Consider the following 26,820-nt stretch of genomic DNA (forward strand, 5'->3'; position numbering starts at 1 on the left):
GAGAGAAAGTGCTGCATTCAATGGTCAACAAGACGTTCATCCCCGAAGGCGAGGCGGCCCCGGCCTCGCAGATTGGCGCGACGTTGGAGGCGCTCGCTGCCACTATCGCCGCGCGTCGCGACGCCGATGAGGCGAGCTACACCTACCGGCTTCTGACTGGCAACGTCGACGGCGTGCTGAAGAAGGTCATGGAAGAGTCCGGGGAGGTGGCTCTGGCCGCCAAGGACGTAGAGGGCTGGGCGACGTCCTCGCTCGCGGCGGCTGTGGCGTTGGAGGCGACTGAGGCTGGCGGGACGACTACCGGTGCGGAGACGGCTGACGGCGGCGCCGACTTCCCCCTTTCCGTCCAGCTGCCCCCGGAGTACGGCGAGGCGGTCGATCATCTGCGCTACGAGGCCGCCGATGTGGTGTATCATCTTCTCGTCGTGCTGGAGCGCTACGGCATCACGCTCGACGAGTTTGCTGCCGAGCTGAACAATCGCATGACCGAAGGAGAGCGGCCGCACGGCGCCGTTCGCTTGCACGACGAGTTCGTACGACGCGGAAAGTAGCGTTCAGCTGCAGGTCTTGTGCGGGGAAGAGACGGGAATCTCGCGGCAGCCTGAGCGAGCGAAACGGTATGAAGAACTTCGGGGGAGCCCCCGAGTTGAAGGAAAGAAGGATTTCATGGCCCGACTGTTTGGAACTGATGGCGTGCGCGGTATCGCAAATGTGGAGCTGACCTGCGAGATGGCCTATCGTCTCGGCCAGGCCGCCGCCATCTATCTCGGCAAGACTATCGTTGTGGGTCGCGACACGCGCCGCTCCGGCGACATGCTGGGCGCCGCCCTTTCCGCGGGCATCATGAGTGCCGGTGGTACCGTGCTCGAGGCAGGCATCATCCCCACGCCGGGCGTGGCCCTGCTCGTGCGCGAAATGCGCGCGGCGGGCGGCGCGGTCATCTCCGCCTCTCACAATCCGCCGGAGTACAACGGCATCAAGTTCTTCGACGCCCAGGGTTTCAAGCTGCCCGACGCCGTGGAAGACGAGATCGAGGCCTTCATCGTCAACGGTGGATTGGAAGGCGAGGTCGCTGCCGCCGAGGAGGCTGCCTGGAGCGCCGCTCAAGCCGCTGCGCCCGATGCTCCCGCCGATGCGACGAGCTATCTGGCTTCCGAAATCAAGATGCCTGCTGGTGCCGAGGTGGGCGTGGTCATTCCGCTGGAAAACGCTTGCGACATTTACATCGATCATGCAGCCCGTTCCATCGAGGAGCAGGGCATTTCCTTCAAGGGCCTGCGCATCGCTTTGGATACGGGTCACGGTGCTTCCTCGCTCACGTCCCCGGAGGCTCTGCGGCGGTTGGGCGCCGAGGTGAGCGTCATCAACGATGATTTCGACGGCATGGACATCAACGTGCGGTGCGGCTCCACTCATCTCGAGCCCCTGCGCGCGCTTATGGCCGAGACGGGTGCCGATGTGGGTATTGCGCATGATGGCGATGCTGACCGCGTCATGCTCATGGCGCCCGATGGCACCGAGATCGACGGCGATATGGTGGAAGCGGTCTGCGCGCTCGATATGCGCGAACGCGGCGTGCTGGCCGGCGACACGGTTGTGTCCACGGTGATGTGCAACTTCGGTTTCGTGCGCGCCATGAAAGAGATGGGCATCAACGTGGTGCAGACCAAGGTAGGCGACCGCTACGTTCTGGAGGCCATGCGCGAGCACGGCTACTCCATCGGCGGCGAGCAGTCCGGCCACATGATTCTGCTCGATCACAACTCCACGGGCGACGGCCTCATGACGGCCTGCCAGTTCTTGGCGGCGGTCATCCGTTCCGGCAAGCCCGTGGCCGAGGCCATCCAGGTCATGGAGAAGATGCCGCAGACCCTGATTAACGTGCGTGTGAACGACAAGCATGCTGTGGAGGACAGCGCCGAGGTGGCCGCTGCCGTGGCCTCCGCTGAGGAGGCACTCGGCGAGGACGGCCGCGTGCTTCTGCGCCCGAGTGGCACCGAGCCGGTGGTGCGCGTGATGGTGGAGGCGGTTGATCCGGCCGCCGCGCAAGCGCACGCCGAGGCCATCGCCGCCGTGGTGGAAGCCTGCGCGTAAGGCGAAGGCGACCGACAGGCCCTGTTTTCGAGAACAACGCAGTAAATGCCAGTTCGACCCCGTAATGGTAAGAGTGTCAGTCCCGTTTCTTACCAAAGCGAGGTCGAACTGGCATTTTCGCCCCTCAATCGTCTCCCCTTCTTGCCAAAGCGGGGTCGAACTGGCATTTACTTGGGAGATTTCGAAAATGATTTTGCTCGTCGGAATCATAAGGCTCGCTCGATTATGTTCTTCTATAAGCGAATAGCTCATTGATTTCGCTTTGGCAACAGAACGCGGCATCGCTGTTAACCTGGGGTTATTTACAAGGAGTCACCGTTACACTGTCGTTATTTCTTGGTAGTGATCGGCGCAAGAGCTTTCTGTCCTCGGTCCTGCTTTATCTGCTGCCGAAAGGACGGGCGACATGAAAACGCGATCCCTCGCTCCTGGGGCCTATCTGGCGAGAAGCGGCCAGGGCGTCTCGCTGTACGATGCCGACGGCAAGTGCTTTGCCATGAATAAGATGGGCGGCTCCATTCTCGCTTTGGCCCTCACGGGCCTTTCCGCTGAGGGCATCGCCGATGCGTTGCGTCATTATTTCAACGGGACTCCCACCCAGTCCCGCGACGAGGTGGCGGCATGGCTCGACGAAATGGAAGCGAGCGGTTTCCTGAATTCCTAGCAGTTGGCCACCGACATTGTTGCCCCATGTCGGCCATTGCTCAAAAGTATGCAGGATTTTGCGATTAGGAGAGCCATGCACGCCCTTTCAGTCGCTGCAGGCTCTCCCTATCGCAAAATCCTGCACAAATGGCGCGCCGAGGCTCTCCCTATCGCAAAATCTTGCACAAAAGAGCCCCAACGGTTGACGTGGCAAGTCATTGGGCCGCGGTATACAAAGGATATCCGTAATAAGCCAAAAACGAGTTTGCTTACCTGGGCTGCCATAGCGGCCTTGCTCGTCGGGGCTGCCGTGACGACTTGCCCTGCTTGGCACCACGCTTTTTAAGGATGAGGGCAACAATCATGAATGGGAGATTCGTAAGGTTTCTCAAAAGCGATGATAGTATTAACCGCATTACGCTAAAGTTCGCTCAATGAAAGTATACCTCAGCCATATCACGGCCTTACGCTTCTGGCGCGCATGGTCTATCCTGCGCCCTCTCACGTTGCAGGAGTTTCACAGTACAGGGAAAGTGGCGGACGCCAATCTGTTCCCTTCGAACATCTATCAGACTTCAGCGGTGCTGCGAGATTGCGCTATAAGGGAATGCGACATCCATAGTCTTTTTGACGAGCTGCCTGAGATGCCCGAACTGCGCTTTTGCCTCAAAGACTGCACTGACGGACTTGGCGCGAAACCATGGCATATCCTGCATGATGGTAAAGAGGGTACGAAAAGTTCGATGTTTGCTGAGCGTCATCGCAGCCTCCTGAATTATCCAAGAGGGTCTTTCGTGCGCATCGCTGAGGGGTTATTCGTCTGTTCGCCAGAGCTTGTGTTCGTTCAAATGGCCTCCTGCCTTTCTTTCGGTGAGTTGCTTGCCCTTGGCTATGAGCTCTGTGGGTGCTATCCGCGATCAACGCAAAAGAGTGTTCCGCTGGTGCGTCGTCCTCTTACCACGCCGAACCGCCTGATGGCCTACGCAGCGCGTCTGAATGGTGCAAAGGGTGCAAAGCTCGCGAGAGCGGTTGCAAAGCAGGTGCGGGCAAAATCGGGATCCGTGATGGAAACCGAGCTTGCCGCCATTGCGTTTACGGCGGAGGTTTACGGGGGTCTCGGTATTGCCGAAGCGCTCATCAACGCCCCCGTTGCCTTGTCGGAGGAGGCGCGCCGGGTTGCTCGTACCGATTGGGTTGTGCTCGATTTTTACTGGCCCAAGGCGCATTTCGGCATTGAATACAATGGGCGTACTGCCCATGCGAGCGCCGATCAGCAGGATCGCGATTCTCGCAAGCGGGATGGACTTATGGTTGACGGCATCGAGACAGCTACGATGACGAATTCCCAGTTTCAGAATGTGACGGAATGCACGGCTCTTCTCGATAGGGTATCCGGCCGTGCGGGAAAGAAGCGTCGGAAGCGCAGGGCTGCTCATGCGGATGCCCATCGAAAGTTGCGACGCCAGGTAAGCAAATTCCACCAGCAGCATTTTCCTTTCTAAGCCGACGCTGCACGAGTCGGCTGCCCTCCCTCCCTCTTCGCCTTTCTAGGTTGTGCGCCTGCCTTCCGTACGCGGCAGGCACCTTTCGTGATGCGGTGAGCGAGAGCTCGAGCGGGTGCAGGACTATGCGCTGCTCTGGCCTCGAACTTCCTTTTTTGCTGGACGAATCTCCTTTTGCTCTTTTTGCTGGATGCGCGAGGCCTTGAATTTGTGCAGGATTTTGCGATAGAGAGAGCCGCCGAGGGCTGGCTGGCGATTCAAAGCTCTCCTGATCGCAAAATCCTGCACAAATGGCGCTCGGGGGACTCTCTTAATCGCAAAATCCTGCACGAAAAGAGGAGGAGCGCGTGCGAGATTTGTCCCTCTGGCCAGAACCTGCTTGTTCGTGCCGCGCCTTTCGCTATGATGGAAGGCACGGAAATTCAAGGAGGACGCTGTGACGACAAGAGACGACAACATCGTTGCGGAGGAAGCGCGGGCCATCGAGGTCGGTGAGGAGACGGGTGCGGGAGCGCCGGGCGCATCGGGCGGCTCGGGCCGTGGTCGCCGCGATACCTGGGCCACACATACGGGCTTCATCCTCGCCTGCGTTGGCAGCGCCGTGGGCATGGCCAATATCTGGCTGTTTCCCTATCGCGTGGCTCAGTTGGGCGGCGCGGCCTTCCTCATCCCGTACCTCATTTTCGTGGCGCTGCTGGGCTTTACGGGCGTGATTGGAGAAATGTCCTTCGGTCGGGCTATGGGCGCTGGCCCTATGGGCGCATTCGGCCGCGCCATGGAGATGCGCGGTGTGCGGCACGGCGAGCGCATCGGTAAGATCATCGGACTCATTCCCACCTTGGGATCGCTCGCCATCGCCATCGGGTACGCCGTAGTGCTCGGTTGGGCGTGCAACTACTTCGTGGCCTCGCTCGACGGCGAGCTTATGGCGCAGACCGACATGGGAGCCTTTTTCGGGGCCATCGCGTCGGACTTCGGCAACGTGGGCTTCCACCTGCTGGGCCTGGCGCTCACCTTCGGCATTATGATTTTGGGCATCTCCCGGGGTATCGAGAAGGTGAACAAGGTGCTCATGCCCACGTTCTTCGTGCTGTTCGTCATCATCGCCATCCGCGTGGCCACACTGCCCGGTGCGGCAGCTGGCTACGAGTATCTGCTCGTGCCCCGCTGGGAGGCGTTGCTGAACCCCACTACCTGGGTGTACGCTCTGGGCCAGGCATTCTTCAGCCTATCGCTTGCCGGGTGCGGCACACTCGTCTACGGTAGTTACCTCAAGCGAGATGTGGACGTGGTGGACGCCGCCAAGAACGTCGCCATTTTCGATACCATCGCCGGGCTTGTGGCCGCCTGCGTCGTGGTGCCGGCGGTGTTCGCCTTTGGGCTGGACGTGTCTTCCGGGCCGCCGCTTCTGTTCATCACGCTGGCCCAGGTCTTCCAGGAGATGCCCTTCGGTAACATTTTCGCTGTCATCTTGTTCGCGGCGGTGGTGTTCGCCGCCATCACGAGCCTTATGAACCTGTTCGAGGCGCCGGTGGAGGCGCTGCAGGCCCAGCTGGGGTTGTCGCGTGCAGCGTCGGTGGGTATCGTGGCCGTCCTTGCTGTGGCCGTGGGCCTGTTCCTGGAAAACGGCAGCTCGGTGAGCGATTGGATGGACGTCATCTCCATTTACGTCATCCCCGTCGGCGCGTTTCTGGCTGCTGTCATGTTCTTCTGGGTATGCCCGCGCGGCTTCGCGAAGAAGCAGGCGGAGACGGGCCGCAAAAAGCCCCTCGGCCGTTGGTTCGATTTCATGACCCGCTACGTCTTCGTCGTCATCACCGCGCTCGTCATCATCCTGGGCATCTTCTACGGTGGCATTGGGTAGAGAGTGGGTGAATCGCGTGCTGACCTACGAGCAGGAAACTGAGATGCGCTGCCGCCGCACCAGAGAAGAAGCTCTTGAGCAGGGCATCGAGCAGGGCATCGAGCAGGGCATGGATCGCCTAGGAGCTCTCGTCGGTCGTCTTATTGACGCGGGCCGCCTCGACGACGCAAAGCGCGCCTCCGAGGATGCTGACTACCGCGAAGCGCTGCTTGCAGAATTTGGGCTGCAGAATTGAGAGGGGAGTTGCAGAGCTCCGTTCCAGGGCAACCTGTGGGGAAGGGCTTTGCTCGGTCTCGAAACATAACAGCTGCAGAGCTTTTTGCTGGATGGAAAGGTGTCTATCGGCCACTGTCAGATTGATCCACTGATGGCTATGAAATTAGTTGGGGCAGAGTCGCAGGCGAGCGAGGTCTGGCGGGGACGAGATATTAAGAAATCGCAATAACTTGGCAATATCTCAGATATGGGATTTGGAAGGTGGCGAGCGCGGGATTCCTCTTATCTTCGGGCAATAGTTTGGAAGGAGGGGAATCATGATAGGTCTCGATGCGTCATTGGCAAGGACGGGAATGAATATGGACACTTCGCTGAAGAAGCTGTCGTTGCTCGTGCTATCATAGAGCCAGCTTGAAGTACATAGCCTGCCGCCGGGTAGGCGTGAAGCGCTCGCAGCGCGGACATCGTTAGGCCTTTGAAGATGTTCGCCCCGCGGGCGCTTTTTGTTTAGGCCGCCTTGGGCGTTCGTGCGGAGATCTTTCGACTACGGCCTTCGGCCTTCGCTCAAGATGACATGGGGGGGTCGGCCTTCGGCCTTCGCTCAAGATGACACGTCCGGCGGCGCGAGAAGAAAGGAAGACCTATGAAGCAGTTCGTGACGGAAGAGTCGTTCTGGGAGCTGTTCCCCGAGGCCCAGATCGGCATCGTGGTGGCCCACAACATGAAGCCGACTGCCGAGGTGGCGCCCGCGGATGCCGCCGCCATTGCGCGTGCCCTCGCCGAGGCCAACGGCAAGGCCGATCAGCATCTGGAGAGCAACACCATCTCGCAGAACGAGGTCGTAGCTGTTTGGCGCGAGGCCTATCAGAAATTCAAGACGAAGAAGGGTGCGCGCTGCTCCATCGAGAACCTGCTTAAGCGCGTGCTGAAGGGCAATCCGGTGGGTTCCATCACGCCGTCGGTGGACATCTACAATACCGTGTCGCTCACCCACGCGCTGCCCGTGGGCGGCGAGGACATCGATGCCATGGACGGCGATATCCGCCTCGGCATCACCGAGGGCGGCGACGCGTTCCGGCCGCTCGGCGAGGAGGAGGACGCCCCCACGCTGGAAGGCGAGCTGTGCTACCGCGACGACGCCGGCGCCATCTGCCGCTGCTGGAACTGGCGCGACGGCGAGCGCACGGCGCTCACTGACGATTCGAAGAAGGCCTTCCTCATCATCGAGTCGGTGGACCCGGCCCACGCCGACGATCTGGCTGCCGCCACCGACCAGCTGGCCGCCATGGTCGAGCGCCATCTGGGCGCCACAATCTTCGCCAAACAGATCATCACCCGCGACAACCCCACGATGGTGATCGACGAGTAATGAACTGGCTCGTGCTCATAGCCTCAGGCTGCATGGAGTCGGTGTGGGCCATAGCCCTCGGCAAGTCCGAGGGCTTCACCCACGCGGGCCCCACTATCGTATTCGTGGTGGCTCTGGTGCTTTCCATGCTGGGGCTTTCCTTCGCCGTGAAGACGCTGCCGACGGGAACTGCCTATGCCGTCTGGGTGGGCATTGGTGCAGCCCTCACGGTCATCTACGGCATGGCCACCGGAAGCGAGCCGGCCAGCCTCGCCCGCATCTTGCTCATCGCCGGCCTTGTCGGCTGCATCATCGGCCTCAAGCTCGTCAGCGGGGAAGAGGCTTAAACCTTTACACCTCCAGTTTTCAACCTTTACATTCTCAACTTTCAACCTTTATAATTTGAAAAGTTGAAAGGCGGCTGGAAATGATTGACGGAATCAGCATTCGCGAGGCAGCTTCCGAGCTGGGCGTTTCCGTGCAGACGGTGCATAATCGCATCAAGAGCGGCGCGCTTGACGGCGAAAAAACGAATACCGGCTGGCGGGTAAGCGCACGTTCGGTGGAGGCTGCCAAAAAGACGCCGCCAAGAAAAGGTCGTCCTTGGCACGGGGAGACGTATCTCCTGATGAACGGTCCCTACGAGGTGATGACATTCACCTATCGTCGCGAAACGGACTCGTTCGCTCCAGGTGAGGTCGTCGATGCCGAACGCGCCCCGTTGGGAACGGTGACGCGAGAGGGGCGAGGAAAGGCGTCCGGCCTCAAGACGTGGTGGCAGCATCGCAGCATTCCTGGTTCCCGTGCGGGAATGGATGAGAAGCTGCGCAGTCTCGGCCTCGAGGAGCCCTCCCAGATTCCCTTCCGCAATCTGGGGCTTTCGCTTTCTGATCAATATTGGATTCGCCCCGCCGATCATGCTCTGCGCTGGGAGGACGTCAACTACTTTCAGAACGATTTCGGGGGCGCTGAGGGCGATTGGGACGAGTGGCTGGCCGAGGTGGGGCTCTCGTCGCCGGACAACACGTCCGAGGGCGTTCTTCCGAAGCGGTGGCTCTGCCGGGGGAGTGAGCGAATTCTGCTGAAGGGCCATATCCCCTGGACTGACCAGCAGGTTTACAATGAGGCCGTGGCGACCGCTCTCCATGGCCGCCTCCTCGCTCCGGGCGATTACGTTCCCTACGAGGTTCAGCGTACGGAGGCCTTGGGCGTGGTGAGTGCGTGCCCCTGTTTCCTGTCGCCGCATGAGGAGTACGTGCCCATGAGCTTGGTTCTGGAAGCCGAACGCCGCAGAAAGGGCGAGACGCCTTATGACACCGTGGTACGCGCTTGCGTAAACCGGGGCATTCCGTTGAAAACCGCTGAAACGCAGCTTGCGAAAATGATCGTGTGCGATAGCGTCATGGCCAACACCGATCGCCATCTGCGCAACTTCGGGCTTGTGCGGAACATCGATGATCTTCGTTGGCGGTTTGCGCCGATCTTCGACACGGGAAACAGCCTGTGGTGCGACAAGGACGAAGGTGCTGTCGCTCGGGGCGACTACGCGTTCTCGTCACACCCGTTCAGCGATATGCCGAATCGCCAGCTCATGTACGCGGCGGAACTGGGCTGGTTCGATGCGGGGAAACTGGAAGGCTTTGCTGACGAGGCCTGCGAGATTCTAGCCGAAGGGGATCTGTGCCGCTGGCGCCTCGACTACCTGCGCGAGGGTATCCGCCAGCGCATCGGTGCCGTGCGGGGGCTGCTTAGTTAGAATCTCCATGAATTGAGGGTCGGGCTGTCCGCCAGCTCCTCCGCCGAGCAACGGGGCACGTGAGCCAAGGTGATGGATGCGCTGGCAGGGTTTGACTGTCGTCAGAACGATAGTCAAGAGGATGGAATGCTGCCAATTTGCAATTGCATGCAAAAGTAGGTATAATGCATGCAAAGAATGCTCCCGAAGAGAGGAGGAGAGATGCCGGCGCTTCAGGTGAGGGATTTTCCAGCGACGCTTTACGATGAGTTGAAGGAATGTGCGGCGCGCAATCATCGCTCCATCGCCCAGCAGACGATCATCGCCGTGGAGGAGATGCTGGCTGAAGCTTCGTCGCCATCCTCCGCTCGTGCTGAGCGTGGGTTATCGCGAGATTCCGAATGTGCGCCTTCCAGCGGAGCGGGTAACGAGTTCTCTGCTCCGTTCGATAGGGGGATGGTCGGTTTGCGCGAAGGACGCGCGGCACGAGCGGCGCGGTCGAGGAAGCGCCAGCAGCTTTTCGAAGAGTGCGATGAAATACCTTGGAAAGGCGGTGGCCTTTCAACGGAAGATATCGTCGCGATGGTTCGCGAGGGGCGTGACAGGCTTTCGGATCGCGATTGGCTCGCGCTAGATCCGTTCAGCTCGCAGGAGGAGTCAGCGAAGGCGGTGACGCTATGATAGTGCTTGACGTCAACGCGGCCATTGCGATTGCGAAAGGCACCGAAGAAGGCAGAGTTCTGAGAGAGTTGATGATGGAAGGCGAAGAGGTCGTTGCCCCTCACTTCTTTTTGACGGAATTGGGAAACGTCGTCTGGCAGATCGTGCGTGCGGGAGAATTGGACGAAGAGGACTTCCCGGTGCTGTTTGAGCGAGCCGCTGGCTTCGTCGACCGATTCGTTCCCGCTGAGGGCATTCTCTTAGAAGCGATCCATGCGGCCATTCAGAATAACCACCCTGTCTACGACATGCTCTATTTCATTGTTACGCGGCGCAATGCTGCTACGCTCTTCACGTTTGACAAGAAGCTGAGAGCCATCTGCGAGGCCAATGGGGTGAACTGTCTCGGGGCGGCGAGCTTGTAGGGTGGGCGTTTTGGCGAGGATCTTAGGAGCGGCCTGACGCATCGGACTGCTTTTTCCAGGGCCGTTGACATCCCGTTGCCAAATTTCGGCTAATCGTCCAAAGAATGGTAAAATACATAGGTCGCGCGCGTTCCGGTGCGCGGCTTGATTTTTTCGGCCAGCGACTATGCAAGAGGGAGAAGGCTAGGCCCATGAACGCACAGGCATCGAAGGATACCGCGGCAACGACGACGATTGTGAAGCCGCCTTATATGCAGAACCGTGAGCTCTCGTGGCTCGATTTCAACAAGCGCGTGCTCGACCAGGGCGCCGATCCCACGGTGCCGCTGCTTGAGCGTTTGAACTTCATCTCCATCTTCTGGAGCAACTTGCAGGAGTTCTTCATGGTGCGCGTCGGCTCGCTCACCGACCTGTCGCTTTTGAAGAAGTCCATCATCGACCCGAAGTCCGGCATGACGCCGGCCCAGCAGCTGGACGCCATCTACGCCCGCTGCCACGAGCTGTACCCCTACTACGAGGAAACCTATAAAACGGTCCGCAGCCTCCTCGCCGAACAGGGCATTCGCGGTTTGCACAAGGAAGACCTCACGGCCGAGCAGCGCGATTATCTGCGCGGCTACATGGAAGACAACGTGCTGCCCTTCCTCTCGCCGCAGATCATCAACGCGCGGCACCCTTTCCCGCACCTGGAAAACGGCGGCCTGTACATCGTCGTGCGCCTCGATGAGGAGGCGCGTCCCAAGGCGAAGAAGTCGAAGGAGGAGCGCGCCCGCGACAAGGCCGAGGCGAAGGCCACGAAGAATCTGGGAGCCGAGGGCGTGACGCTGGGCATCATCCCGCTACCGCGCCAGACGAGCCGCGTCATCGAACTGCCCGGCGACGGGCTGCAGTTCATCCTGGTGGAGCGCGCCATCGAGATGTTCGCTGCCGAGGTCTTCTCGATGTACACCGTCAAGCACACCAACATCATCTGCGTGACCCGCAACGCCGATTTGGATGCCACGGAAGGCGCCGAAGAGCAGGGCGAGGACTACCGCGAGCACATGAAGCGCATCCTGAAGAAGCGCAGCCGCCTGGCGCCGGTGCGCCTGGAAAGCGAGCGGCCGCTCTCGCGCACGGTGAAGGGGCTTCTGCTGGAGAAGTTGGGCCTGGCCGAGCACCAGCTGTTCGTCACCCGCGTGCCGCTGAACATGGGCTACACCTGGGGGTTGGGCAGTCGTCTGTCCGCCGAGGCGCGCGCCGCGCTCACCCAGGCGCCGTTCACGCCTCAGTGGCCCGCCTGCCTCGATCGCAAGCGCTCCATCATCGAGCAGGTGAGCGAGCACGAGGTGCTGTTGTCGTACCCCTACCAGTCCATGGACGCTTTCGTGCAGCTTCTGCGCGAGGCCTCGGTGGACCCGGCCGTCGTTTCCATCAAAATCACGCTGTACCGCCTGGCGAGCCAGTCGCATCTGGCCGAGGCGCTCATCAACGCCGCCGAGAACGGCAAGGAGGTCACGGCGCTGTTCGAGCTGCGCGCCCGCTTCGACGAGTCCAACAACATCGAGTGGTCCCAGCGCTTCGAGGCCGCCGGCTGCCACGTCATCTACGGCTTCCGCAACTTCAAGGTGCACTCGAAGATCTGCACTATCACGCGTCAGACGGAAAACGGCCTGCAGCACATCACCCAGCTGGGTACGGGCAACTACAACGAGAAGACGGCGAAGCTCTACACCGACTTCTCGTTCATCACCTGCGATTCCCAAATCGGTCACGACGCTGCCGACTTCTTCCGCAACATGGCGCTGGAGAACACCTCGGACAACTACGACATCCTGTGGGTCGCGCCGCTCATGATCAAGCAGAACATCTTGCGCAACATCGACGAGCAGATCGAGCGCGCGCGCCGCGGCGAGAAGTGTGGGCTGTTCTTCAAGACGAACTCCATCACCGATAAGGAGGTCATCGACAAGCTGGTGGAGGCCTCCCAGGCGGGGGTGCCCATCGACCTGTTCGTGCGCGGCATCTCCTGCATCCTGCCGGGCGTGGAAGGCTACACCGACCGCGTGCGCGAGGTGTCCATCGTCGGCCAGCTGCTCGAGCACAGCCGCATCTACGGCTTCGGCCCGCGCGACGATTGCAAGCTGTATTTGTCCAGCGCCGACCTCATGACCCGCAACATGGACAAGCGCATCGAGATCGCCTGGCCCATTCTGAACGACACGCTGCGCAACCAGGTGCTGGGGTATTTGGGCATCTGCTACTCCGACACCGCCAAGCTGCGCGAGCTTCTGCCCGACGGCTCCTACACGGCGCTCGGCGCCTTCGCTGAGCGCGACGAGAACGGGGAGGTAGAGCTGTTCGATTCCCAGAAGTACCTCATTGCCGAAGCTCAGCGCATGAAGCTCGTGTCGGCCGAGCTGGCCGCCCGTCAGGAGGCCAACAACGGCGGCAGTGCGCGCATGGTGTTTCCGCTCGGGGAGGTGGCGACCGCAGGGAGCGCCCCGGCCGGCGCCGACGAGGTGGTGACGGAAGAGGAGTCGGAGTTTATCGCCCATCGCTCGCCGGAGTTGGAGGCGGCCGAGGCCAAGGCCGTGCGCGATGCGGCCGATGCCATGGCCGCGGCTGCGACGGCTACGGCGGCGTCGGTTTTGGAGGCGGTGACCAAGGGCGTGGCCCAGGAGGTGGCCGCTCTGCAGGCCCGTGAGGCCCAAGGGGCGACGGCGTCCTCGGAAGATGCCCCTGCTGCCGGTTCTGATCCGGTTGCGACCGATCCGGCCGAGGCGGCTGATCCGGCTGCGACAGCCCCGACCGCCGAGGGCCCCGTGGCCGAACGCGCGGAGTTGGATGCCGCGGCGGCAACGGCCGTGGAAGAGGGGCGCCCGCTGCCCGATACCGCGCCGAGCGCTGCTGCGGCACCGGCCCCTGCTCCGGCCCCCGCTCCGGCCCCCGCAACCGAGGTCATCGATGCCGCTCGCACCGATGACGGCCGCGCCATCGTGCCGGCCGCCGTGGTGGAACCGGCGCCTGAGGGCAATGCCATCGCGCGGTTCTTTCGCCGCCTGTTCGGCAAATAGGCCGGCGTCGCAGCGCCCGGTTCTCACAGAAGACGAACGCCCAAAGATAGGGGAAAGGAAAGCCATGCTCGAGAAGGTCACGTTCAACAAGAAGCCCATGAAGAAGGCCGTCTACAAGGAGCAGTGGGACGAACTTCTGGCCAAGCTCGTGGTGCTCCAGCAGCAGGCTCATAACGAGGGCGTGGGGCTCGTGGTACTGTTCGAGGGCTGGAACGGCGCCGGCAAGGGCAGTCGTATCTCCGATCTCATGTATCACTTAGACGCCCGCTCCACCGGGGTTTACGTGGGGCTCGACCTCGATCCGGACACCGAGCGCGAGTTCGTCGGCCGCGAGTGCGGCGTGACGGGCTTCTACCCCATTATGCAGCCCTTCTGGAAGGCCTTAGGCGAGCGGAACTCCATCACGTTCTACGATCGCGGTTGGTATACGGCGGTCATTCAGCATATGCTCTACAACGCGCCGGCCAAACTGCTGCTTCCCAAGAAGGAGGAGCGCCACTACTTGGATTCCGTTCACGACTTCGAGCAGCAGCTTGTGGCCGATGGCTACGTGGTGGTGAAGTTCTTCGTGCATATGACCAAGAAAGCCCAAGTCGAACGCTTGCAGCGGCTGCACGACGATCCCGTGACCCGTTGGCGCGTGACCGAGAAGAAGCTCGAGAGCCATCACGGCTACGAGACCGCCTACGAGCTGTACGACCGTCTGCTCGAGCGCAGCGACTACGACTTCGCTCCCTGGGTGCTGCTCAACGGCGAGGACAAGCGCCGCACGAACCTCACCATCGCCAGCACGCTGGTGGACGCCCTGGAGCGCGCACTCGCCCGCAAGGAGGCCGACGACGTGCTGAAGGCGTCGCTGGCGGCCCGCGAGAAGGCCGATGCGCTTCTCGCGGAAGAGCGCGCCGTGGAAGAGGCCGCCGCTGCCGAGGCAGCCGGTGCGGTGCCAGCGCCGGCGACCCAGCCTGGACGCGGCATGTTAACCGGCGTGGCTTTGGCCCGCGCCGAGGCCCAGGCGGCCGCGGCCCACGATTTGGCCCCCAAGAAGTCCCGCTTCGACATCGTGAAGCACTACCCCCAGGTGGACACGATCGACCACAGCCTGGTGCTCACCTTGGAGGAATACAAAACCGAGCGCAAGCGCCTGCAGGATCGCCTGTTCCGCCTGGAGAACATCATGTTCCAGCGCCGGGTCCCCCTCATTCTCATGTACGAGGGGTGGGACGCGGCCGGCAAGGGCGGCAACATCAAGCGTGTCGCCCAGGCCCTCGACGCTCGCGCCTACACCATCTTCCCGTCGCCGGCGCCCACCAAGCCCGAGCTCGCCCATCCGTTCCTCTGGCGCTACTGGACGCGCCTGCCCAAGGCGGGGCACGTGGGCATGTACGATCGCAGCTGGTACGGGCGCGTGCTGGTGGAGCGCGTGGAGAGTTTCGCCACGCCGGCCGAGTGGTCGCGGGCCTACGACGAAATCAACGAGTTCGAGCACGATCTGGTCGATTGGGGCGCCATCTTGCTGAAGTTCTGGGTCGATGTGAGCCCCGAGGAGCAGCTGCGCCGCTTCCAGGACCGCGAGGACGACCCGGCCAAGCAGTGGAAGATCACCGAGGACGATTGGCGCAATCGCGAGAAGTACCCCCAGTACAAGGCCGCCATCGACGATATGTTCCGCTTGACGTCGACCACGTTCGCTCCCTGGGTGGTGCTGGAGTCCGATGACAAGCGCTACGCCCGCATCAAGGCCCTGCGCATCATCGTGGAAGCCCTGGAGAAGCGCTTGGGCGAGTGCCCCGCCTCGTGATGCCCTCCAAGAGGACAGTTCGCCGTCGTCGCGGGGTTTTTCCTTGCGCCAACCCGGGGTTCAGGGTACTATGAACCCAACATCAGCAAGTTGGCGGGTGCGCAGAGGATGGCCCCGTTGCATAGAAGGAGTCCGCTATGTCTTTGTTCGGTTTCGAAGTGCCCATGGAGGCCATCTGGGTCGTTGTGGCCATCATCGTGCTCGTCATCGTGGTGTTCATCGCCAAGGGCTTCATGGACGAGATGAAGAAGTAGCAGCTCGCCCGCTCGACGGGGTGAGCTCAGGGCCCCTGCGGGGGCCCTTTTGTTTTCCGCCGGCGCAGGGCCGGGGAAGGCGAGAGCGCCGGCACGGGACCGGCGAGGACGTCGTGGGCGGCGCGGCCGAGGGCCGTCCCTGCGGTCCGGCACTACGCAGAGAGATCGATATCGAAGGGGGACGCCTCATGGCTACCGCAGAGAATACCGATACGAGGAAGAAAAAGAAGAAGCGCGGGTGCTTCTGGCGCATCGTGTTCTGGCTGGCGCTCATCGTGTTCATCGGCTCGGTGGGCACGCTGGGCTATCTGTTCTACACCTATTGGCAGGGCCAAAACGAGTACGAGGAGATTGCCAGCCGTGTCGTTGAAGTGCCCGAGGACGGCCATGTCGCGAACTTGGCTGATCTGGTGGTCGATTGGGACGCCCTGCGCGAGATCAATCCGGACATCGTCGCCTGGGTGTATATGCCCGGCACCGTCATCAACTACCCGGTGGCTCACAAAGACGGCGACTCGGAGTACTACCTGCACCACAACTTCAGCCTGGGCGAGGGCTCTTTCGGCGCCGAGTTCGGCTCCATCATGCTGTCGGGCGAGAACGCCGGCGACTTCTCCGACGAGGTGAACATCCTTTACGGCCATCATATGCGCAATGGGTCCATGTTCGCCCTGTTCGCCGAGTTCCGCGATTCGGCCATTTTCAATGAGCACCGCACCATTTACCTGCTCACCCCCGAGGGCAACTACCGCTTGCAGACCTTCGCCGTGGAGCACGTGCCCATGACCCATTCCTCCATCGCCACGCCGAACTACCCGACCGACGAGGAATTCACGGCCTTCAAGGACTGGCTCGTGGAGGAGTCCGTGGTCACGCCCGACCCCGATACCACCGACACCCTCGCCGATGCGACGAAGCTCTTTGGGTTCTGTACGTGCGATGGAGCCGACAACACCTGGCGCTATATCACCTTCGCCGATGTTGCTGAATTCGTGCCCATCAGCTATGTTGGCACCGACACCTACCAAGGCGACACGGCGGTGGAAGACGATGCGGCCGGCGAGATTGCCGCCGACGCGCAAGAGCGAGTGGAGGGCTAGTGGCCGATAGCATATTTCCCGGCGAGCAGCCGGATCGATTGGAAGAGGAGTGCGGCGTCTTCGGCGTCTACGCGCCGGGGGAGGACGTGGCGCGCCTGACCTGCTACGGGCTGCAGGCCCTGCAGCATCGCGGCCAGGAGAGCGCGGGCATCGCCGTGGGCGACGGTTCCACGGTCATCGAGGCGAAGGACTTGGGGCTTGTGACCCAGGTCTTCGACGAGGCAACGCTGGCGGGCCTTGGCGAGGGCGTGGTGGCCATCGGGCACGTGCGCTACTCCACCAGCGGCGGGAAGGCCTCCTGGGAGGCGGCGCAGCCGCACATCTCCGCTATCGACGACACGCTCATCGCGCTCGCCCACAACGGCACGCTGGTGAACACGAACCACCTGCGGGCGCAGCTTATCGACGAGGGGGAGCACCTGCGCGCCGGCACCGATTCCGAGGTGGCGGCCAAGGCCATCGGCCACCTCACGCGCCAGACCCATCATCTGCGCGAGGGCATCCGCTACGCCATGGAGAACCTGGAGGGCGCCTATGCCATGGTGCTCGCGAGCCCCGAGGCGCTCTACGCCTTCCGCGATCCCCACGGCATCCGACCCCTGTGCATCGGGCAGCTGCCCGAGGGCCGCGGGTGGGTCGTGTCCTCGGAAACCTGCGGACTCGACATCGTCGGCGCCGAGTACGTGCGCGATGTGGAGCCTGGCGAGATGGTGCGCTTCACCGCCGAGGGCATGGTGAGCGAGCAGGCCGTGCCGCCGCGCCCGCGGGCCTCTTGCATCTTCGAATACGTATACTTCGCCCGGCCCGATTCCGTGCTCGACGGGCAGTCGGTCTACCAGGCGCGTCGCGCCATGGGCCGCATTCTGGCCGAGGAGGCGCCCGTGGAGGCCGACCTCGTGCTTGGCGTGCCCGACTCTGGCGTGCCCGCGGCCCTGGGCTATTCGGAGGCCTCGGGCGTTCCGTTCACCGACGGCATTGTGAAGAACCGCTACGTGGGCCGCACGTTCATCCAGCCCACCCAAGCCATGCGCCAGCTGGGCATTCGCCTAAAGCTGAACCCGCTGCCGAGCGTGATTTCCGGCAAGCGCCTCGTGGTCATCGATGATTCCATCGTGCGTGGCAACACCTCCAAGAAGCTCGTGCAGATGCTGCGCGATGCCGGTGCGGCCGAGGTGCACCTGCGCATCGTGAGCCCCGAGGTGCTCTGGCCCTGCTTCTACGGCATCGACACCGATACCCGCGAGCAGCTCATCGCCGCGAACATGACGTTGGAGGAGATGAACGATTGGATCGGCTCCGATTCGCTCGCGTTCATCAGCCTGGACGGCCTGCGCGCCTCGCTCGCCGATGCGGGCCACGACGGCTTCTGCACGGCTTGCTTCACCGGCGACTACCCGGTGCCCATTCCCGACGATGTGGCAAAGAAGAGCTTTCTTACCCGCAAGGACTTCGAGGCGGTGTACGCCGGCGAGGTTTCATAGACACTGAAAGGAACCCCATGGAAAACCAGAACAGCGTGACCTATGCCGAGGCCGGCGTCGATATCGTGGAGGGCGCCCGTGCCGTGGACGCCATCAAGGACACGGTGCATTCCACCTATCGCCCCGAAGTGGTGGGCGACATCGGCGGCTTCGGCGGCCTGTTCTCCATCGCGGTGGCCAAGGACATGGTCGATCCGCTTTTGGTGTCGGGCACCGATGGCGTGGGCACGAAGCTCAAGGTCGCTCAGCGTCTTGGCGTGCACGATACGGTGGGCATCGATCTGGTGGCCATGTGCGTGAACGACATTCTTGCCACCGGCGCGGAGCCTTTGTTCTTCCTCGACTACGTGGCCGTGGGCAAGCTGGATGCCGAGGCCATGGCCAAGATCGTCGGCGGCATCGGCGAAGGCTGCCGCCAGTCTGGCTGCGCGCTCATCGGCGGCGAGATGGCCGAGCATCCCGGCGTGATGGACCCGGACGACTACGATCTGTCCGGTTTCTGCGTGGGCCTGGTCGATCGCCCGCGCATGCTCGATCCCGAAAGCGTGCGCGAAGGCGACGTGCTCATCGGCCTCGCCTCGTCTGGCCTGCATTCCAACGGCTACTCGCTGGCCCGCAAGGTGTGTATCGAGGGCCGTACCGAGGAGGAGCTGCGCGAGGCTCGCGAGGACTTGGGTGGCCAGAGCATTCTGGAAGCCCTGCTCACGCCGACGCGCATTTACGTGAAGCCGGTGCGCGCGGTCATGGAGCAGGTGCCCGGCGGCACCCGCGCTCTGGCTCATATCACTGGCGGCGGCATCACCGAGAACCTGAACCGCGCCTTGCCCGCAGGCGTGAACGCCGAGGTCGATTTGGACACCTGGCCCATTCCACCGGTGGTGCGCTTTGCCTGCGAGCAGGCGAATCTCTCGGAGGAGGAGGCCCTCAAGACCTTCAACATGGGCCTCGGCATGATTCTCATCGTGAATCCGGACGAGGCTGAGGCCGTGGAGGCCGCCCTGGCCGATGCCGGCGAGCAGGCCTTCCGCGTCGGCCGCATCGTCGCTGGCGGGGGCGAGGTCCAGTACGCCAACGAGGGCGGCTTGTTCGCGTAGTCCCTGCGACCGAGAGAAGGGAAATGAGATGGAGAAGCTGAAGATCGGCGTGCTGCTCTCCGGTAGCGGAACGAACTTGCAGGCCATCATCGACGAGATTGCCGAGGATCTGCCGGTTGAGATCGTGCATGTGCTGTCCTCGCGCCCCGATGCCTACGGCATCGAACGCGCTCGGGCGGCCGGCATTCCCGTGACGGTGTTCGACCGCTCCTGCTACGAGGATCCCACGGCCGCCGACGGGCGCATTGCCGCCATCATGGATAAGGCTGGGGCTGAGTACCTGGTCATGGCCGGCTATATGCGCAAGCTCACCCCGGTAGTGCTCGACGCCTTCCCCGATCGCGTGCTGAATCTGCACCCGGCGCTATTGCCCTCCTTCAAGGGCGCCCATGCTATTCAAGATGCATGGGATGCCGGTGTGAAGGTGACGGGCGTAACGGTGCATCTGGCCAACGAGGACTACGACAAGGGGCCCATCGTGGCTCAGCGCGCGGTGCCGGTGCTGGAAGGTGACGATATCGACGCTTTGGAGGCGCGCATCCACGAGACCGAGCACGTCATTTACCCCGAGGTGCTGCGCGCCATCGCCGAGGGCCGCATGACCCTGGATGCCGACCGCAAGATTCATATTCAACCGCTCGGTTAAAAGCGCGCTCGGTGACACAAATTTTGGATTTTTTGGTCAAAAACCTGAGAAGTGAGTCTTGCGACGTTGGTTTTGGGCTCGAAACAATCGAAAATGTGTCCCGTTGCGCATCATTTTGGCGTGAATAGCGTCTTGTTGGTCAAAATATAGACTCATTTCTCGACTTTTTGACCATTTTTGAGAAAAATATTGCGGAGGAACCCATGAAACGAGAGACCATCGAAACCATTGTCGCTGATTTGCGAGCCGGTCGTGTGCCCGAGCTGGCCGTCGAGGATTTCCCGGCGTTCTCGGAAGAGGCGACGGCGGGCGATGCGCACATCGGCCCCGCGACGCTGGAGGCTATCGCCGCCACGCTAACTGAGGCCGATATCCCCACGTTCGAGCGCGCCTTGCGCGCTATGGACGAGGGCGATTTGGCGTGGCTCGGCTTCAAGGTCGTCTACGACGGGGCTGCTGCCCAGGGCAATGTGGACAATGAGGTCACGAAGAAGTACGGCGAGCAGGGTTCCGCCGACAGAGAGCTGCTTGTGTTCTTCTGCAACGATGCCAAGGAAATTGTCGCCTCCCGCGAGCTGTCGCCCCGCGATATCTTCCAGGCGAAGGACGTCACCCGCGGCCCCTCGATGCACAACGATCAGTTCGACGGTCTCACTTGGGCCAGCGAGCCTTTATTCGGGAAGGTGCGCGTCTGGCTGCTTGGAGCGTCCGATGCTGCCGTGGAGGTGGCGCAGCTGGCCGACCACGTGGGCTTCCATGTGGTGGCCGTCGATTACGACCCGGCGTTTTTGAACGAGGAACGTTTCCCGACTGCCGAGCGCATCATGCTGCATGGGGGCAACTTCGACGAGCTGGCTAACATGCCGGGGCGCCCTGAGGACTATGTGTGCGTGCTGACTCGCGGGCATATGTTCGACCCGGAAAGCTGCGTCTGGGCGCTGCAGAACGGCGTGCACTATGTGGGCATGATGGGGTGCGCGGGCAAGAACTCCACGGTGCACGACCTCGTCATCAATGCGGGCATTTCCGAGTCCGATTGGGATCGCGTGAAGCGGCCCATCGGTCTTAGCTTCGGCGCGAAGACCCCGGCGGAGCTGGCCATCGCCATTGTCGGCGAGCTGGTGGACGTGCGCTACAAGCAGCGCTACAGCGAAGAGGCGCAGGCCCGCCACGAGAAGAGCCTGGGGCGGGAATAGCCGCTCTGGCCGCGCTTGCGCCGCCGACGGAAAAGCCGTGGGAAAACGAGGAGCGCTCTTCCTCAGGAGGCTCTTTCCGTGATACCCTGCTCCCTGAAGCGAACGCGCTGTGACTGACGGGTACGCGTGGGAAACCACGGGGGAGCAGCGCGCTTATCCCGCCGACCGTCTGGGCAAGCCTTCTCGCAGGAGGGGCTTGCCCTTTTTCATTGGGCGGGATGCAGAAAATACCGACGCGCCGAGGGCCGATGCGGAAAGCGCAGGAGTCGCGGCAACGCCGGAGAGCCTCAAGAGAAAGGGAATGCCCGTGCAAGACCTCGTCGAACTGCTGGAAAACAATCCCTACCCGGGCCGCGGTATCGTGGTGGGCAAGGACACCGTGTACTACTTCATCATGGGCCGCTCGGTGAACAGCCGCAATCGCATCTTCGCCGCAGAACCCGACGGCATCCGCACCGAGGCCCACGATCCCGCGCTTCTGGAAGATCCGAGCCTCATCATCTACCACCCCGTGCGCACGATGGGCGACGCGCTCGTGGTCACCAACGGCGATCAAACCGACACTATCGTGGAGGCGGGCGATTTCCGCGCTGGCTGCATGCAGCGCGAGTACGAGCCCGACGCGCCGAACTTCACGCCGCGCATCTCGGCCATTGTGAACCCCGACGGCTCGTTTGAGATGTCCATCTTGAAGCACGCCGATGGCGACCGCTGTATCCGCGAGTTCTTCGCCTACGAAGGTGCCGACGAGGGGCAAGGCTACTTCATCAGCACCTATCAGGGCGACGGCAATCCGCTGCCTACCTTCGCCGGCGAGCCCATCCCGGTGACGCTGCCGACTCCCGATGAGCTGTGGGCCGCGCTGAACGATGACAACAAGGTGAGCCTCTACGCCAATGTCGGCGGCGAAGTGACCCTCTACAACAAGAACCTCGGGGATTAATCGCGCCCATCTTCAACTACGGTTGAGCTTGGCGGGATGCGGGGCGCCGCTCACCAATCGAGTTCCGCAGCGAGCGCAACTGCGCACTCTCAACTACGGCTGAGCTTAGCGAAGATACGGGGTGTTCTGACCGAGCGAGTTCCGCAGCGACTGGAAATGCCCAGTGGGCATTTCCACAAAGCGAGGACTGTCTGAGCGAATCAGAATACCGCGTAGCTTCGCCCCCGAGGACCCAGAAACATCATAGATAGGAGAATCATGAACGAACTGGAACTCAAGTACGGCTGCAATCCGAACCAGAAGCCGTCCCGCATCTTCATGAAGGACGGCAGCGACCTGCCCATTCAGGTGCTGAACGGCAAGCCCGGCTTCATCAACTTCCTCGACGCTTTCAACTCCTGGCAGCTTGTGAAGGAGCTGAAGGAGGCCACGGGGCTGCCGGCGGCCGCTTCCTTCAAGCACGTGTCCCCGGCTGGGGCCGCCGTGGGCCATCCCCTCACCGAGACCGACCGCGCCATGTACTTCGTGGAAGACGCGGGCGAGCTTTCTCCCATCGCCTGCGCCTACATCCGCGCCCGCGGTGCCGACCGTCTGTGCTCCTACGGCGACTGGGCGGCGCTGTCCGACGTGTGCGACGCCGATGTGGCCCGCTATCTGGCGTGTGAGGTGTCCGACGGCATCATCGCGCCGGGCTACACCGACGAGGCGCTGGAGATTCTGAAGACCAAGCGCAAGGGCTCCTACAACGTGGTGCAGATCGATCCCGATTACGTGCCGGCCGAAACCGAGCTGAAGGACGTCTTCGGCATCACCTTCGAGCAGGGTCACAACAACTTCGAGATCAACGAGGCGCTGCTGGAGAACGTGGTGACCGAGAACAAGGAGATTCCCGAAGCCGCGAAGATCGACATGATCGTCGCGCTCATCACGCTGAAGTACACCCAGTCCAATTCCGTGTGCTACGTGAAGGACGGCCAGGCCATCGGTGTGGGCGCCGGCCAGCAGAGCCGCATCCACTGCACGCGCCTGGCGGGCAACAAGGCCGACCAGTGGTGGCTGCGCCAGATGCCCGAGGTGCTGAACCTTCCCTTCAAGGACGACGTTCGCCGTCCCGATCGCGACAACGCCATCGACGTGTACCTGTCCGACGACGAGTGCGACGACGTGCTGCGCGACGGCGAGTGGCAGCGCGTATTCACCGAGCAGCCCAAGGCGCTCACCCGCGAGCAGAAGAAAGACTGGATCGCGAAGATGAGCGGCGTGACCGTGGGCTCCGACGCCTTCTTCCCCTTCGGCGACAACGTGGAGCGCGCCCGCAAGTCCGGCGTCGATTACATTGCCGAGCCCGGCGGCTCCATCCGTGACGACAACGTCATCGAGGTGGCGAACAAGTACGGCATCGCCATGGCCTTCACCGGCATGCGCCTGTTCCATCACTAATCGGGCGTTTGGGGCCTTGTCTGGGGCCTAAGGTGTCGGTTGTCGAACCCTTTGCGGCCGCTCTTTCGGGGGCGGCCGTTTTGCGCCATAATGGGTACGTCAATGGCCCGTCGGGCCGCGCATGGGAGCGCGGTGCGCGCCGTGGATGAGGATGCGGCAGGTACGTGCCTCGGGAAATGCGGGTGGAAAGCCCGCGCTATACCAGTAACCGTAAGGTTCGCCGTTGCGCCGAAGGGCGTGGCGGCGGCGAAGTCGGAACACCGAGCCGAGCAAGAGGGCCCTGGAAGAAAGGATAAGGAACTATGAACAAATTCGACATCACGGAGCTTCCCAAGCAGTGGCTCGTGGCCTTGGTGGCCCTGACCTTCACCTTCTTGCTGGTAGTGCCGGGCTGTGCCGGCGAGGCGGCCGATAACGGCGGCAGCGACAGCGGAGAGAACGCGGCCGAGCAGGCGGCCCAGGTGGCCGAGGAAGAAGGCCCCATCGAGGCCGGCCAGGCGGCGGAGGACATCGTCGTGCCCGTTTCCATCACGATGCCCGAAAGCGCCGGCGCCGAGCCCAAGACCATCGAGGTGACGGTAGCCGATGGCTCCACGGTGCTGCAGGCGACGGAGGCCGCCGGCTGGGACGTGCAGGTGGAGAACAGCGACTACGGCAAGTTCGTCACGTCAATCAACGGCATCGCCAATGGCTCGGAAGGCGATGCTTCCGGCTGGGTATACACGGTGAACGACGAGCAGGTGATGGAAGCTTGCGACGTGCGCCAGCTGACCGCCGGCGACTCGGTGCAGTGGTCGTTCTACGTGGGCTAACCCGCAGCTCGTGTAATCCGACGGGCTCCTCCCCGCGAGGAGCCCGCTTTGCAGCTCCGTTGTTTTTCTTGGCGTTCTAAGGAGTTCCCCATGATCATTCTCGACGAGCCCTACGCCTCCGTTCCGCTGCTCGATTGGATGGAGGCCTCGGCCCATCCCGTGCTCACCAACGAGTTTACCGAGAAGCTGACGGCCGGCGGCCGTGCGTTGAACTTGGTGGACGCCGCCGAGTGCGCCCGGCGTCTGGAAGCGGGGGAGCGCATCTACACGAACTCCGAGAATGCTCTGGCTTGGATTCTCGATCACGTGGAGAATCCGACGCTCACTGACGCCATCCGCCTGTTCAAGGACAAGGCGGCCATGCGCGAGAAGCTCGCGCCCTTAAGTCCGGGCCTGTTCCACGAAACCGTCGATCGCGCGGGGCTGGAAGCGGTGAACGTCGCCGACTTGCCGTTGCCGGTGGTGTTGAAGCCCTCCGTGGGGTTTTGCTCGATGGGCGTCTACGTTATTGAAGAGCCGGAGGACTGGGCGGCCGCCGTGGCCGATATCGCCCGGCGCGAGGACGGGTGGCACGAGCGCTATCCGGAAAGCGTCGTCGGCAGCAGCGAGTACCTTATCGAGGGTTACCTCGCGGGCACGGAATACGCCTTGGACGCCTACTTCGACGAGGGCGGCACACCCCATATCCTGAACATCCTGCGCCACGACTTCGCCGGCCCCGAGGATACTTCCGATCGCATGTACCTCACCGACGGTGCCATCGTGGACGCCTGGAACGACCGCTTCACGGCGTGGCTGGCGGCCGTGAACAAGGTGGTGGGCGCCCGCAGCATTCCCGTGCACGTGGAATTGCGCGTCGATGAGGACACGATTGCCCCCATCGAGTTCAACCCCCTGCGCTTCGCGGGCCTCGGTGGCACCGATGTGGCTTTCTACGGCGTGGGCCTGCGCACCTACGAGGCCTTCCTGGAAGATACGCCGGTCGATCTGGAAGCGCTGTACGCGGCGCATCCGGGCAAGGTGTACTCCATGTCGCTGCTGAATCCGGCTCCCGAGGCCGACTTGGCGCGCCCCTTCGACGGCGCGGCGCTCTGCGAGCGGTTCAGCCATGTGCTCGCCTACCATGGGTTCGACCCGGTGACGGTGGGCTTCTACGGGTTCCTGTTCCTGGAAACCGATGCGGAAGGCACGGGGGCCGACGAGCGCGATTGGCTTTTGCGCAGCGATCTCATGGAGTTCGTGGGCGGCGCGTTATAATGATGCATCTACCCCTGTCTCCTACCACGACGGAGGTGCGCTGATGCGCGGCAATTTGCAGAAAATCATGATCGGCCTGGTGGTCGTCATTGTGCTTGCGTTCATATTCTTTTCCGGCGACTCGCTGGTGAAGCTCGTCGACACCATCAAGCAGGGCACGCCCTTCTTCATCATTGCGGCGGTGGTGGCCCAGCTGTGCAAGTACCTGGCCCAGGGCCGCGGCTTTCAGGCCTGCTTCAACACGGTGAACGGGCACATCAGCTACCGCACGGGACTTTCGCTCGTGTTCGGCACCTTCTTCATGAACACGGTGGCGCCTTCTATGAACCTGGCCGGCACGTCGCTCGTCATGGCCACGGCCACGCGCAACGGTATGCAGGCGGGCAAGGGCACCACGGCGGCGCTGCTCATGCAGCTGTCCATCGATTCCGGCTTCGTCATCATCATGCTCACCACCTTCGGCGTGCTCACCTTCACGGTGGGACTGCAACCGGGCTGGCTGGCGCTCGGGCTGGTGGCCGTGGCGCTCGTGGGCGGCCTTGTGTTCGTCATCGCCGTGGGCGGCCTGAAGCCCCAGCTGGTGCTAAAGGTGCTGCGGCCCTTCGTGAAGCTCGCCGACAAAATCCTCGCGAAGTTCAAGAAGCCGGCCATCGACGAGTCCGTGGAGCGCACCATCCACAACTTCTCGAGCGCCGCGCACCTCATCACGAAGAATCCGCGCAAGACGGTGCAATCGTTTTTGTGGACGACCCTTTCCAGCATCTGCGAGATGAGCTGCTTCGTGCTCGTCGGCTTCGCGTTCGGCGTGCACCACCCAGAAGCGCTCATTTGCGGGTATGTTGTGGCCACGCTGTTCGCTATGATTTCCTTTGTGCCCCAGGGCGTCGGCGTTGTGGAGGCGGCGGTAACCGTGGCCTTCGCGCTCTTCGGCATCGATTCGGCCACGGGCCTTGCGGTGGTCATCGTCTACCGCGGCATTGTGTTCTGGCTGCCGTTCCTCGTGGGCGCGGTGGTCATCCAGCGCATCAAGGCGTTTATGCCGCTGGGAAAGCGCGATCTGAAAGGCAAGGCCGAAGCCATGGAGAACGGGCTGCCCGACAAGGTGGAGGCCGTGAAGCAGGTTGAAGCCAGCGAGGCCGCCAAGTGGGAGACTGCCGAGGCGCGGCCTGAGCTTGAGAAGGTGCCGGCAGGGGCCTCGGGAACCGCGACCGGGCCAGGGGCGGTCCCAAAGGAAACGAAGTAGGCGGGAGCCGG

24 protein-coding genes and 2 riboswitches are annotated in these 26,820 nt (G+C 62.5%); of the genes, 23 read left to right on the forward strand and 1 reads right to left on the reverse strand.

Translation table 11 applies throughout. The features are described from left to right. The first annotated feature begins 20 nt into the window (after window positions 1-20). The 4 genes from ACW4LP_RS03755 (at window position 21) to ACW4LP_RS03770 (ending at window position 4,241) form a co-directional block, all read left to right on the forward strand. Window positions 21-551, forward strand: coding sequence for a phosphoribosyl-ATP pyrophosphatase (locus tag ACW4LP_RS03755; protein ID WP_114548181.1), 531 nt, complete (start codon window positions 21-23; stop codon window positions 549-551). 115 nt (window positions 552-666) lie between these two features. Continuing rightward, window positions 667-2,094, forward strand: coding sequence for a phosphoglucosamine mutase (locus ACW4LP_RS03760; RefSeq protein WP_114548180.1), 1,428 nt, complete (start codon window positions 667-669; stop codon window positions 2,092-2,094). 406 nt (window positions 2,095-2,500) lie between these two features. Next, complete coding sequence (locus ACW4LP_RS03765) at window positions 2,501-2,758, forward strand: PqqD family protein (RefSeq protein ID WP_022738692.1); 258 nt, start codon at window positions 2,501-2,503, stop codon at window positions 2,756-2,758. 415 nt (window positions 2,759-3,173) lie between these two features. After that, on the forward strand, window positions 3,174-4,241 hold the full coding sequence (locus ACW4LP_RS03770; RefSeq protein ID WP_455803477.1) for a hypothetical protein: 1,068 nt from the start codon (window positions 3,174-3,176) through the stop codon (window positions 4,239-4,241). A gap of 123 nt (window positions 4,242-4,364) precedes the next feature. Here the strand turns inward: ACW4LP_RS03770 and ACW4LP_RS03775 are convergent, their stop codons facing one another. Then, entirely contained in the window at window positions 4,365-4,667 is a 303-nt protein-coding gene (locus tag ACW4LP_RS03775) for a hypothetical protein (protein ID WP_147270611.1), read from the reverse strand. A gap of 10 nt (window positions 4,668-4,677) precedes the next feature. Between ACW4LP_RS03775 and ACW4LP_RS03780 the strand changes: the two genes are divergently transcribed. From ACW4LP_RS03780 to ACW4LP_RS03870, 19 genes are all read left to right on the forward strand, one after another. Further along, window positions 4,678-6,105, forward strand: a complete 1,428-nt coding sequence (locus ACW4LP_RS03780; protein WP_237974370.1) for a sodium-dependent transporter — start codon at window positions 4,678-4,680, stop codon at window positions 6,103-6,105. 16 nt (window positions 6,106-6,121) lie between these two features. Continuing rightward, window positions 6,122-6,340, forward strand: coding sequence for a hypothetical protein (locus ACW4LP_RS03785; RefSeq protein WP_147270610.1), 219 nt, complete (start codon window positions 6,122-6,124; stop codon window positions 6,338-6,340). A gap of 624 nt (window positions 6,341-6,964) precedes the next feature. Further along, window positions 6,965-7,690: a B3/B4 domain-containing protein gene (locus ACW4LP_RS03790; RefSeq protein WP_114548178.1), complete on the forward strand. Its 726-nt coding sequence runs from the start codon at window positions 6,965-6,967 to the stop codon at window positions 7,688-7,690. Then, entirely contained in the window at window positions 7,690-8,016 is a 327-nt protein-coding gene (locus ACW4LP_RS03795) for a DMT family transporter (protein WP_114548177.1), read from the forward strand. The genes ACW4LP_RS03790 and ACW4LP_RS03795 overlap by 1 nt, the downstream gene beginning before the upstream one ends. Before the next feature lie 80 nt (window positions 8,017-8,096). Then, entirely contained in the window at window positions 8,097-9,425 is a 1,329-nt protein-coding gene (locus tag ACW4LP_RS03800) for a DNA-binding protein (protein WP_114548176.1), read from the forward strand. Window positions 9,426-9,626: 201 nt separating this feature from the next. Then, window positions 9,627-10,085 carry an argininosuccinate lyase gene (locus ACW4LP_RS03805; protein WP_418380146.1) on the forward strand — a complete coding sequence of 153 codons (459 nt, stop codon included), beginning with the start codon at window positions 9,627-9,629 and terminating at the stop codon, window positions 10,083-10,085. Then, window positions 10,082-10,489 carry a type II toxin-antitoxin system VapC family toxin gene (locus ACW4LP_RS03810; protein WP_455803478.1) on the forward strand — a complete coding sequence of 136 codons (408 nt, stop codon included), beginning with the start codon at window positions 10,082-10,084 and terminating at the stop codon, window positions 10,487-10,489. The genes ACW4LP_RS03805 and ACW4LP_RS03810 overlap by 4 nt, the downstream gene beginning before the upstream one ends. Before the next feature lie 191 nt (window positions 10,490-10,680). Continuing rightward, on the forward strand, window positions 10,681-13,545 hold the full coding sequence (ppk1, locus tag ACW4LP_RS03815) for a polyphosphate kinase 1 (protein WP_256156547.1): 2,865 nt from the start codon (window positions 10,681-10,683) through the stop codon (window positions 13,543-13,545). A 64-nt stretch (window positions 13,546-13,609) separates the two neighbouring features. Further along, complete coding sequence (locus ACW4LP_RS03820; RefSeq protein ID WP_117284199.1) at window positions 13,610-15,343, forward strand: polyphosphate--AMP phosphotransferase; 1,734 nt, start codon at window positions 13,610-13,612, stop codon at window positions 15,341-15,343. 442 nt (window positions 15,344-15,785) lie between these two features. Further along, window positions 15,786-16,697, forward strand: coding sequence for a class B sortase (locus tag ACW4LP_RS03825; protein WP_173111657.1), 912 nt, complete (start codon window positions 15,786-15,788; stop codon window positions 16,695-16,697). Next, window positions 16,697-18,178 carry an amidophosphoribosyltransferase gene (gene purF, locus ACW4LP_RS03830; RefSeq protein WP_173111660.1) on the forward strand — a complete coding sequence of 494 codons (1,482 nt, stop codon included), beginning with the start codon at window positions 16,697-16,699 and terminating at the stop codon, window positions 18,176-18,178. The genes ACW4LP_RS03825 and purF overlap by 1 nt, the downstream gene beginning before the upstream one ends. A 17-nt stretch (window positions 18,179-18,195) precedes the next feature. Then, window positions 18,196-19,272, forward strand: coding sequence for a phosphoribosylformylglycinamidine cyclo-ligase (purM, locus tag ACW4LP_RS03835; RefSeq protein ID WP_455803479.1), 1,077 nt, complete (start codon window positions 18,196-18,198; stop codon window positions 19,270-19,272). 28 nt (window positions 19,273-19,300) lie between these two features. After that, a complete protein-coding gene (purN, locus tag ACW4LP_RS03840; RefSeq protein ID WP_114538792.1) occupies window positions 19,301-19,918 on the forward strand; it encodes a phosphoribosylglycinamide formyltransferase in 618 nt (205 codons plus the stop codon). A gap of 203 nt (window positions 19,919-20,121) precedes the next feature. After that, on the forward strand, window positions 20,122-21,114 hold the full coding sequence (locus tag ACW4LP_RS03845; protein WP_117284195.1) for an XdhC family protein: 993 nt from the start codon (window positions 20,122-20,124) through the stop codon (window positions 21,112-21,114). Between the two features lie 99 nt (window positions 21,115-21,213). Next, a riboswitch (ZMP/ZTP riboswitch) is annotated at window positions 21,214-21,296 on the forward strand. Between the two features lie 125 nt (window positions 21,297-21,421). Continuing rightward, a complete protein-coding gene (locus ACW4LP_RS03850; protein ID WP_173111665.1) occupies window positions 21,422-22,057 on the forward strand; it encodes an IMP cyclohydrolase in 636 nt (211 codons plus the stop codon). Between the two features lie 258 nt (window positions 22,058-22,315). Further along, window positions 22,316-23,497, forward strand: a complete 1,182-nt coding sequence (locus tag ACW4LP_RS03855) for a phosphoribosylaminoimidazolecarboxamide formyltransferase (RefSeq protein WP_455803480.1) — start codon at window positions 22,316-22,318, stop codon at window positions 23,495-23,497. Window positions 23,498-23,652: 155 nt separating this feature from the next. Continuing rightward, window positions 23,653-23,768, forward strand: a riboswitch (adenosylcobalamin-variant (AdoCbl-variant) riboswitch). Between the two features lie 31 nt (window positions 23,769-23,799). After that, a complete protein-coding gene (locus ACW4LP_RS03860; RefSeq protein WP_302223718.1) occupies window positions 23,800-24,309 on the forward strand; it encodes a DUF4430 domain-containing protein in 510 nt (169 codons plus the stop codon). A gap of 90 nt (window positions 24,310-24,399) precedes the next feature. After that, a complete protein-coding gene (locus ACW4LP_RS03865; protein ID WP_022738822.1) occupies window positions 24,400-25,566 on the forward strand; it encodes an ATP-grasp domain-containing protein in 1,167 nt (388 codons plus the stop codon). 43 nt (window positions 25,567-25,609) lie between these two features. Then, a complete protein-coding gene (locus tag ACW4LP_RS03870; RefSeq protein ID WP_302223720.1) occupies window positions 25,610-26,809 on the forward strand; it encodes a lysylphosphatidylglycerol synthase transmembrane domain-containing protein in 1,200 nt (399 codons plus the stop codon). Window positions 26,810-26,820 lie beyond the last annotated feature (11 nt).

Source organism: Adlercreutzia sp. CNCM I-6215 (genome assembly GCF_977072315.1).